The sequence below is a fragment of the Candidatus Blochmannia sayi (nom. nud.) genome (genome assembly GCF_059935855.1).
The window spans coordinates 25,136-37,190 of the sequence record NZ_CP011796.1 but is presented as its reverse complement, the minus strand read 5'-3'; the positions used below and the strand labels follow the sequence as shown (position 1 = coordinate 37,190).

General features: G+C 28.2%; 7 protein-coding genes. 2 read left to right on the top strand and 5 right to left on the bottom strand.

Going from position 1 to position 12,055, the window contains the following annotated elements; all coding sequences use genetic code 11:
- Positions 1 to 182: 182 nt before the first annotated feature.
- From Bsayi582_RS00140 to dnaB, 3 genes are all read right to left on the bottom strand, one after another.
- Positions 183 to 1,826 (bottom strand): Na+/H+ antiporter, encoded by a 1,644-nt coding sequence (locus tag Bsayi582_RS00140; protein ID WP_500815802.1) that lies wholly within the window; start codon positions 1,824 to 1,826, stop codon positions 183 to 185.
- 536 nt (positions 1,827 to 2,362) lie between these two features.
- Positions 2,363 to 2,839, bottom strand: coding sequence for a single-stranded DNA-binding protein (gene ssb / locus Bsayi582_RS00135; RefSeq protein ID WP_500815801.1), 477 nt, complete (start codon positions 2,837 to 2,839; stop codon positions 2,363 to 2,365).
- Positions 2,840 to 3,400: 561 nt separating this feature from the next.
- Positions 3,401 to 4,783 carry a replicative DNA helicase gene (gene dnaB / locus Bsayi582_RS00130; protein ID WP_500815800.1) on the bottom strand — a complete coding sequence of 461 codons (1,383 nt, stop codon included), beginning with the start codon at positions 4,781 to 4,783 and terminating at the stop codon, positions 3,401 to 3,403.
- Positions 4,784 to 5,368: 585 nt separating this feature from the next.
- Between dnaB and zur the strand changes: the two genes are divergently transcribed.
- Positions 5,369 to 5,821, top strand: a complete 453-nt coding sequence (gene zur, locus Bsayi582_RS00125) for a zinc uptake transcriptional repressor Zur (RefSeq protein ID WP_500815799.1) — start codon at positions 5,369 to 5,371, stop codon at positions 5,819 to 5,821.
- 313 nt (positions 5,822 to 6,134) lie between these two features.
- Here zur and ubiA read toward each other — a convergent pair whose 3' ends face one another.
- Positions 6,135 to 6,953 (bottom strand): 4-hydroxybenzoate octaprenyltransferase, encoded by an 819-nt coding sequence (gene ubiA / locus Bsayi582_RS00120; protein ID WP_500815798.1) that lies wholly within the window; start codon positions 6,951 to 6,953, stop codon positions 6,135 to 6,137.
- Between the two features lie 395 nt (positions 6,954 to 7,348).
- On the opposite strand from ubiA, the gene Bsayi582_RS00115 reads away from it, so the two are divergent.
- The gene (locus Bsayi582_RS00115) at positions 7,349 to 8,956 is read left to right on the top strand and encodes an inorganic phosphate transporter (protein WP_500815797.1); all 1,608 of its coding nucleotides are present in this window, start codon (positions 7,349 to 7,351) and stop codon (positions 8,954 to 8,956) included.
- Between the two features lie 495 nt (positions 8,957 to 9,451).
- Here the strand turns inward: Bsayi582_RS00115 and Bsayi582_RS00110 are convergent, their stop codons facing one another.
- A complete protein-coding gene (locus Bsayi582_RS00110; RefSeq protein ID WP_500815796.1) occupies positions 9,452 to 11,527 on the bottom strand; it encodes a M3 family metallopeptidase in 2,076 nt (691 codons plus the stop codon).
- Positions 11,528 to 12,055: the final 528 nt, after the last annotated feature.

Below are 12,055 nucleotides of genomic sequence, written 5' to 3'. Positions count from 1 at the left end.
CTACGTACAGTATATAGTACATATAATTGTATTATTATAATTTTTATTACATGATTTTTTAAATTATTCAGCATTAATTTCGCGCATATTTTTTGACATAAAGCTCAAGAAATTAACTATATCATCAATAACATTTTTATATTCATACAATTCTAACACAACACTCATTGTTATCCATCATATTATTCATGTTCTGCCAATAAGGCTTCTAAAAAATCTAAATCGCGTAATAACTTTGTTAATGTTTCATTACTAATCTTTTGTTGTGCACGGAGATGATAATATTCTCCTCGTTCAGCACGTAATGCATTTAATCTCATTCTTCTTTCTAATTCTTCAATTAACATAGCATTTGAATCATTATTACCATCAATACGACGGCGTAAATTACCTACAACACGCGCGCTCACTTCATTAATAATTTGACTATCAATATTTTCTTCTTGACTACACATCAACCGTTCTTCCAATTTATATAAACTTTCAATAGCTACTTCTGCCGCTATAGCTCGTGCCATACGCTCTTCTTTTCGTTGAACTAATTTATCAGAAACTATAATTCCTTGTAATAACCATGGTAAAACAATAACGCTGCATAATAAAGAAAATAAAATTACTCCAGTCGCAATAAAAACAAGTTGATAACGAAATGGAAAAACCGCACCATCTCTTAAAAAAAGCGGTATTGAAAGCACTCCTGCTAATGTAATAGCACCACGTACTCCAGCAAAAGAAGCAATTAAAATCTCTCGTATACTATATTCACTAAACACCATCGGATACTTGGTCATATAATATAAACTTATATGTTTCATTAACCATAACCATCCAAATCTGAGTATCATTAATGCAGCATAAATAAAAACCACATACATAAATAACATCCACGTCTTAATAGTCGGATCCATCGCTGCTTGTGAAATAGAGGTAAATAAAATATCTGGCAGTTGCAATCCAAGCATGATAAATACCATGCCATTAAATACAAATTCTAGCATCGTCCAAACACTGTTTCCTCGTAAACGCATAGCTAATGGCGCATTACGAATAATTCCAGACTGACCAATAGTCATACCTGAAGCAACTGATGACAATATTCCAGAAACTCCAATATGCTCAGCAACTAAATATACAGCAAAAGGTAATAACAATAAGAGTATAGTTTGAGTGGCAGGATCACCTCCGCTCCAATGAGTAATGAATCTTAATGATTTACTATATCCCCAAGTCATAGTCATACCTGCTAATAAACCACCTACCGATACCTTAATAAATTCTATAGAAGCACCACCGATACTAAAAACCATGGTTCCCATAGCTACTGAAATAGCAAACTTAAGAGATACTAACCCTGACGCATCATTCATCAAAGCTTCTCCCTGAAGGATATCCATAAGCTTTTTAGGAATACGACCCTCTCCTACAATTCCTGAAAGTGCTACTGCATCAGTAGGAGATAAAACAGCAGCTAATGCCAACGCTGCTACAAGTGGCATTTCTGGTATTATCCAATGAATTAAATATCCAATACCAACTACAGTAATAATCACCAAAACTAATGCTAACGCGACAATTTCTCCTCCATGACGTAAAAACTCACGTATTGGAGTTTTCCATCCATCAGAAAATAATAACGGAGGAATAAAAAGCAACAAAAATAATTCAGGATTAAAATCTACATGTAATCCAAATTTAGGCCAAGCTAATAATGCTCCTAATACAATTTGCATCAAAGGTAATGGCATTTGAAATGGTAAAACTCGCGTTACAACTCCTGATACAGAAACAACTAAAATTAAAATAAGAATAGTAAAAAAAATCTCCATGCTTTAAATCTCAAACCATATCATCAAAAAAAATAGATACAACACCCATAAACATTACATTAACTGTCCATTCGCTGCATACTTTATATAATCATAATATTCATATTTCTATCAAATCAAACAGAGAATTATTAAGATATCATATTTATTATTATCATATTTATTAATTTAATAGTAACTAATACCTTTCTGTATTTATCTTAACAAGATGGGTTTTATACTGCATACATTCAACACATATATAATAACAATATATTAAATACATATACCTTTTTAAAAAATTATCTATAAAAATAATTAATTAAATTCTAAAAATAAATAAATCAACTAAACAGAAAACATAAAAAATTAATAACAACAATATGAATTTTTTTTAAAATCAATTTTATAGAATCAAACGAAGTACAATTCATATAAATTGCATGATAAATTCATATAAATAACTTATAAATTATCATTTAAAATAAATCAAATAATTATACATATACAAATATGTACATATATCCTAAATGTAAAGTATCATATAATCAATTTTTTTAAAACGGAATATCTTCTTCATTAAAAGAAGTATCGGACTCATCTGTTAACGTCACACTATCGCCATCACTTCTTACTATATTTTTATTCTTTTTATCATTTGACATACTTTCTTCTACTCCTGCATTCCGACTGCCCAACATTTGCATTACGCCTCCAATATTCACAACAATTTCAGTAACATACCGATCTTGTCCATGTTGATCTTGCCATTTTCTAGTTTTTAGCGATCCTTCAATATATACTTGAGACCCTTTATGCAAATATTCTGACGCAATCTCTGCTAATTTTCCAAATAATACTACACGATGCCACTCAGTTTTTTCTTTAAATTCATTAGTTTGTTTATTTTTCCAAGACTCAGTAGTGGCTACAGAAATATTTACAACCATATTACCACTAGACATGTAACGCACTTCCGGTTCTTGACCAAGATAACCAATTAAAATAACTTTATTCACCCCCCTATTGGCCACAATCCCTCCATTAATCACAAAAACCGTTCACATCATTTATTATCATCTGATAATAAAAATATAATTTTTTAAAAATTAAAGCTCTGTCAAACATACAACAGATATAACACATACACACTAATTTATTAAATCACATAACATGCATGCTACTACTATGCTGGCACCATAACATGGAATTTAATTGTTTTTACAAAAAAATCACTTACAATAAAGTAATCTATCCTCGTCAGATCAGCACTCTTTATAAAGATAAGCGTATTATCAAATAATTTTTAGATATCTTTAAATATTTATACACATTAAAATCAAATAAAAATTTAAATATATATGAAACATATACAAAAACTCATTATAATCTTTTGTCATTTTCTTTACAAGAAAAGATATTTTTTGAAAAAACACAACAAACTATATAATATACATAGTCTTATATATTAAAATAATAAAGAATCCTGACAATTATTGTTAGTTAATTGTATATTAAATTGCGTATAACACTTATATTTTATTAAAAATACTTATTCTATAATTAATAATAAAAATTATGCAACTAATGTCACATTAACATGGACCAGAATTAACATAATTATCAAACCTAGACCACTGGCCATTAAAAATTAACCGTATAGTACCAATAGGGCCATTGCGCTGCTTACCAAGAATAATCTCAGCAATACCTTTCATCTCGCTATTTTCATGATACACTTCATCACGATAAATAAACAAAATAAGATCAGCATCTTGCTCAATTGCTCCAGATTCACGTAAATCTGAATTAATAGGATGCTTATCTACACGTTGTTCTAAGCCTCTATTTAATTGAGAAATTGCTATAACTGGAACCTCCAATTCTTTAGCTAAAGCTTTTAATGATCGAGAAATCTCTGAAATTTCCAACGTACGATTATTAGATAAAGATGGGACTCTCATTAATTGTAAATAATCAACCATAATTAAGCTTAAACCATTATGCTCACGGCACAATCTACGAGCACGACTACGCACCTCAACAGGCGTTAAATATGAAGAATCATCAATATATATATTGCGCTTCTCTAAAAGTAACTCCATAGCACTAGAAACTCTCTCTCGATCTTCATCATTAAGTCGTCCAGTACGAATACGTATCTGATCTACTCGAGACAACGAAGCCAACATGCGTAGCATAATTTGATTACCAGGCATTTCTAAACTAAATATTAATACCGGTTTTGTTTCGATCATCGCAGCATGTTCACATAAATTCATAGCAAAAGCAGTTTTACCCATAGAAGGACGTGCAGCAATAATGATAAGATCAGATTTTTGCAAACCATCAGTTTTTTTATCAAGATCTTTGTACCCACTAGATATACCAGTCACACCATATTTTGGTCTATCGCTACACACTTTTTCAAGATGAGCAACTGTGTGTTCTAAAATACTAGAAATATTTTTTGGATTAGGATTGTTGTTATTACTTTTACTATGTGAGATTTGAAAAACAAGAGATTCAGCTAAATCTAGCAATTCATCACTACTGCGCCCTTGAGGATTATATCCAGCATCAGCAATTTTATTCGCTATAGCAATCATTGAGCGTATCACTGATCGTTCACGTACAATGTCGACATATGCTAATATGTTAGAAACACTAGGAACATTTTTAGACAATTCTGCTAAATACGCAAACCCTCCTATTGATTCTAATTTTCCCTGAATTTCCAAAGATTCTGCTAATGTTATTAAATCAATAGGTTTATTTATTTCCAACAAACGTTGCATTTCATTAAAAATAATTTTATGCGCATAATTAAAAAAATCATTAGAATTTATTTGTATTGATACATGTTCCCACTGAGTATTATCTAACATTAAACAACCTAACACTGATTGTTCAGACTCTAACGAATACGGTGGTATTTTGATATTGTTTACCTGATTATCAACATGATCGATATGCATTGTTTCAACATTTTTTTTTTCAACATAAATTACTATTTTCCTAAAAAAATAAACATTCAAAATATTTCAAATATAAAAATTAATATCTTTTATTATAAAAAGATTAATTAATAATATCTGAAAATAGTTAAAATAAATTAAAATTATAAAAACTATATACATTCATTTCATAAATACAAACGCACCAATTATCTAAATATATTAGAAATAAAAATTAAAAAATGTGTTTTTAAATATCAATTTATTTCAATAATTTAAATACACTAACTAATTATCAATAAACATAATGTCTTTATCAATTACTTTTTTTAGAAAATAACATATATCATATACTATACTTAATTTAATATATAAAAAGACTATTTATATATAGTTACTCTTCAATATTTCTTAACATCATACTCATTGTATAAGTCATATACTTCCAACTGTAATTAATAATATAATATTTCCGATTTTGCGTATTACATAAATATTTTATAGACTAATGTTATTAGACAATATATATATGTATGTGATTTATGTTATAAAAAATTTAATCTTAATAACAATATAAATTATGTAATTTAATAATCAAGGAACAATATGAATAATAATGTTCAAAAACATCTAAACCAAATCAAAAAATTATGCAGACAACGACATGTACGCCTAACCCCGCAACGTTTAGCAGTATTGCAATTAATTTCCCAATGTAATGGTCCTATGAGCGCTTATGATTTGCTATATTTATTACAACAATCCTCGTTGCCTCATGCAAAGCCTCCTACTATCTATCGCGCTTTAAATTTTCTACTAGCACAAGGATTTATTCATCGTATAGAATCTACTAATAGTTTTATGTTATGTCATTATTTTTTTGAATTATCACATAATTTCGCTTTTTTTATTTGCAACAGTTGTAAACAAGTTACTGAACAAACAACAAAAGATATTGAAGAAATTTTACAAAACATGGCTAAAATCACAGGATTTACTATGTTTAATAATATTATTGAAGCACATGGACTATGTTTAAAATGTATTAACATTAAATAATACTTTACATTTAAATCTTATCCGTCTATATATAAAATGTATATATATTTTAATAAATACTATTATTAATACTGTAAGACTACTAATAATAAATAAATACTAATTACTCTAACTATTATTTAAGTTACCAACAAACACAGTTTTAACTGAATAATATAGTCATTACTGACAATTTAATTGATACTATATATTAATCCTTTATGGATACTACTTATCTTAATTATTCCGATATCAATCTTAATGATATAACATCGATCATATTCACATATAAAACATTCCTCAAATTCTATCAAAATTAATTTTCATGTATAAACTAAAAAAAATTAAAAAAAATACCTATAAAAACTAACATACCTACATAATTATTACTTAAAAAAGCTCGCAAACATCCTACTTTTCCTTTGCGGATCAATATTTGTTGCCATATAAATAATATAGCGACCCCAAATAATGAAAACAAATAAAACACTACAGAAAAATGCTCTTGCCATCCAATAATACTCAATATAAATATAATAAATAACTGAAATATACCTATGATACATTTATCCATATTTCCAAATAATATAGCAGACGATTTTATACCAATATATCTATCGTCCTCTCGATCTATCATAGCATATTGCGTGTCATATACCATTGTCCATATAACATTCATTATAAATAACAAACAAACAGTACTATTCATAGGATGCTCAATCGCAGTAAATGCCATTAAAATAGGCCAACTAAACAATATTCCTAACATTATTTGAGGTAAATAAGTATATCTTTTAAGATAAGGATATATCCCAGATAATATAAGTGCCACTAAAGATAAAAACACAGTAATAAAATTAAAACTCAATACTAGTTTCAACGAAACAATCAGAAGCATCAATAAAGCTGCTAGTGCTTCTTTTTTTGTAACCATTCCAGAGGTCAAGGGACGTATTTTAGTGCGTTGCACATGTCTATCAATATCACAATCAACATAATCATTTATTATGCAACCAGCAGAACGCATACATAACGCACCAGCAATGAACACCATCAAAATATTAATATCAGGCGCACCTCTATTTGACAACCATAAACCCCATAGAGTAGGCCAAAGTAATAGAAAAAATCCAATAGGCTGATTAACACGCATTAACTGTGCTAACTTATAACACTTTTCAATAAAAAAATAACCCATTTGACATAAAATTAGTAAATAATACAATCATTATAACTTTACATAATAACACTACTAATAACTTGATATCTTGATGCAGTATATGCGATGATACTAAATATATATATTTCGTCTGTATTGCATGAATAAATTATGTATACCATATAGTATATATAATTTATTATACTAAATAAATATAGTATCGCCATATAATAGGAAATTAGTATGAAATACTTTCTTAAAAAAAATAATCACGCAACAATACAATACATCACATACATATATGATTACCATAAAAAAATATAATTTTTTTCTCTACGCCGATTCTAATAGATAATAAATTTTGTTATTTTAATAATGGCGTATTTTTTATGTTACATTTTCTCTCCAACTTAGAAGTACATATCAGAATCATGTTGATTCTTGCATTGATCCTTGTATTCATTTACGAAGCCATTAATGGTTTTCACGATACTGCTAATTCAGTAGTTACTGTGATTTACACTTACGCACTACGTTCTCATAGCGCTGTATTAATGTCAGGAATATTTAATTTTTTAGGAGTAATACTAAGCGGTTTAAGTGTCGCATATACTATTATCCACTTGCTTCCTACATATTTTTTTATAAGTACTGACTCCAATCACATTCTAGCTATGATTTTTTCCATGTTATTCGCAGCAATCTTGTGGAATCTTGGAACATGGTATTTTAGATTACCAACATCTAGTTCTCATACTTTAATAGGTGCATTAATTGGAATTGGATTTGTACACGCAATAACTATGCATTGCCCGATAATGCAAGGATTAAATATTCCAAAATTAGTCAATATTTTTTTATCGCTCATAATATCACCTGTCATAGGTTTAACACTAGCTAAAATAATAATGTTAATACTATGTAGATATTGGAATAATAACGAAAAACATAGAAATATTCACACAACTCCAACACAACAAACGCAATCACACGGAAGACCTCAACCATCATTATGGACTCGTACAGTTCTAATTTTATCTGCAGCTGGAGTCAGTTTTTCTCATGGAGCAAACGATGGACAAAAAGGAATTGGTCTAATTATGTTACTGCTTATAGGAGTAGCTCCAGCAAGTTTCATGCTTAACATGAACGCTAGTCGCCATGATATCTCTCGTACTCGAGACGCAGTTAATAACTTTCAAACATATTATATACAACATTACAATAACATTAAAACTATAATACCATCAGAAATAACATCTATGCCTATAACAATGGCATTAAATCAGTTAAAATTTGTTATACCTTCTATAAGAGAACCTATACAAATTTTTATAAACAATAATAACACAACATATTCTGACAAATACCTATCTTCTTCAGATACAGAAATACAAATAAAAAAAATTTTTTATGACTTATCACTGACTCTTACTATTATTCATAATGCCTCATTATTACTTGAAAATTTAGATAATTACGCACAACTAAATGTAGATCAACGCTCTCAAATAAGACAATTACTTATCTATATCGTAGATATTTTAGACCAAATAATAGCATTTCCAGAGATCTCACATAAAAATAAAAATTTCCTCAAACACCTAAAAGAACATTTACTGCATACAATTGAATATGCTCCTACTTGGATTATCTTGGCTGTTGCTTTATCATTATCTTTAGGTACAATAATTGGATGGAAAAGAGTTGCTATTACTATTGGTGAAAAAATAGGAAAAAAAGAAATGACCTACGCGCAAGGATTATCAGCGCAACTAACTACAGCTATATCTATAGGTACAGCAAGCTATGCTGGTATGCCTGTATCTACCACTCATGTATTATCTTCATCTATTACAGGAACTATGTTAATCCCCGGCTGGGGAGTACAAGGAAAAATAATAAAAAACATATTAATAACTTGGTCATTAACCGTTCCTGTCTCTATTATATTAAGTGGAGGGTTTTATTGGATCGCGTTAAAACTAACTATATAAGTATATTGAAATATAAAATATATAGTAACAAAATATTTAATAATAATTTTTTATACCATTCTATCGTTTCTACTAAAAATTTAATTTCTTTAAATTCTAATAATATTTATAAAACCAAGTAATTAAAATATACATAGTATTTCCATAAATAAACATAATTTATCATTTTAATTTAATGAATAATTTTGTATTTATATATAATACCACTATATAACAATTTGTTATAACCATGAAAATAATTCCCTCACCAAAAAAAATACAAAACACTCACAAAATACATCAATCATTTTTAATTAATTAACTCAAAAAATAATAGACAATAAAACATCTTAAAATACAAAAAATTTTATCTAACCATCATACTCGTTACAATAATCAATAAAAAGTAAGTTGCTTACAATTCATTAATTTAACTATCTATAAAAATTAGATAAAACTATATTTTGAAGAACTTGCTATAATGCATGATGCTACTACACTCATATAGAATTTTCACTAAAAATGCATAGAAGGAGTAACAGAAATACCATAATACCGTAACATAGGATCTATTGCTACTGATTGACCACAAAACTGTATAAGGCATTTTTCTACATCAATAGACCCTCCTAAAGATAAAACATTATTAAGAAACAACTTTCCTATCGTTGGATTAAAAATACCTACCTTCTGAAAACGATACCAAACATTAGACGCCAACATATCTGCCCATAAATAACTATAATATCCCGCGGCATAATCATTAGAAAAAATATGCAAAAAAGAATGAGGAAAACGATCCCAATCCATTATAGAATGATGCATCGATATTTTTTTTATTACTTCATCAAATATTTTCAATACCTGACCTTGTACCCCTGAAATATATTCATGGTGTATTCGTAAATCAAATAACCCATATATAACTTGACGTAAAAGATATGATGCTGAATGATATGTTCTCATTTTTAATAAATTATTTATTATATCATCAGGTAACGATTGCTCTGTTTTGTAATGCATAGAAATTAATTTCAACACATCAGGTTCCCAACAAAATTTTTCCATAAATTGACTAGGTAATTCTATTGCATCCCAAGGCACTCCATTAATTCCAGATATTTCCGGAATATCAATACATGTCATTATATGATGTAATACATGCCCAAATTCATGAAATAAGGTAATTACATCATTATGAGTAAGCAAACACAATGTTTTATGATACCCCACCGATAGACGATTAAAATTACAAGTTAGATACGCAATAGGTTTCTGACTAATAGCATTATTATTTTTATACATCATACTTACTAAATCATCCATCCAAGCGCCTTCATGTTTATTATCTCTAACATATATATCTAAATAAAATCCTCCTCTCCATACACCTTCTTCATCAAAAATATCAAAAAACCGTACATCAGAATGCCACACTTCTATGTCATACCGCTCTTTAATAGTAATACCATAAATAAAATTTACTACCGAAAACATTCCATTCAGTACTACTTCTTCAGGAAAATAATAACGTAGTTTTTCGCTCGTAATCGAAAAAATGTGTTGTTTTTGTTTTTCTCTATAATATGCTATATCCCACGGCTTTAAAGCCACACAAGAATATTTCTTTTTAGCAAAATCTTGTGTTTCTAAAAATTCCTGATACTCATCCCGACTAATCCTATTAGATAGATTTATAAGAAAATTAAATACTTGTCCTGAGCTTTGTATCATGTTTTTTACTAAAGATTTTTCAAGATAAGTATTAAACCCCAATATTTGTGCCAGTTCACAACGTAATGATAAAATCTCATCCATTATCAAAGTATTATCCCATTTTCCATTATCAGGTCCTTTATCAGATGCTCGAGTATTAAAAGCCCAATATAACTCCTCTCTAAGTTCTTCGGTATCACAATATGAAAGAATTGAAGAATAACTAGTATATTTTAATGTAAACAACCATCCCTCTAGTCCACGAGCTTGCGCCTCTAAACGAGCAATCTCTAAATTATGAGATGGTACACCAGATAATACTCGTTTTTCTGTAATTAACTTGCTCCATCCTAAAGTCGAATCAAACACATTATTAGCATAATTTGAACTTAATTGCGACAACCTGGAATTTATATACATGTATTCTTTTTTTTGTTGTGGAGATAATCGAATTCCTGATAATTTAAAATCACGCAAAATATTGTTCAAAACTTTCTTCTGTATCGTACTCAATTTTTGATAAGCATCACTACCACGCAGTGATTTATAAGACTGATATAGACCGTGATGCTGATCAACCCAATTTCTGTATTCAGATATAAATAATAAACTCTCTTCATACACTTTACGTAACTCTAAGCTATGGTTTACAGCATTTAAATGTGTTACTGGAGACCAAGTTCGTTGTAATTCATTTTCTGCAATCATCAATGGATAGTACAATGTATCCCAAGTCATATTTTTTTTAGATACAAGTTGATCTACTGTATTATAACAATTATTTAAAACCTTTCGTATTGCCTCTTTAACATGCTTAGCCTTAATAGAAGAAAATTTAGGTAATACAGAGGAAGACAATAATGGATTATTAGACATATAATCAAATCCTATTTATTACTAAATATCAATTTAAATAATCTTTCATCATGTTATTTATATAAATAAAACTAAATATATCTTTAATCATATATACACAATCAAACCATAAACAAATATGTATAATGAAAATATTTTAGTAATTTCATCATCACTTTCTTTATATAAACTAAATAAAAACACACCATTCCTTTTATTTTATACAATAAAAAAGAATTTGAATCTTCAACCTATACATTCATTCCAAATATATTGTGTCACAAAACTAAACCACTCACTATTATAAATTAATATAATATAACACATGAATAATAACATACCATTATATGTTTTTAACATAAATGCTATTGTTTCATTAATTATGTTATAATTAAATTCAATTTAAAATATTATCAGTGTGATTTATTTAATTAATAGTCATGCTATTAAATGTGTGTTCACATTACGTCATGTATATGATAAAATATACAGCATATATTATCATAAATAAAAATTACAAATTGATGATATAATTGTTCTCATATATCA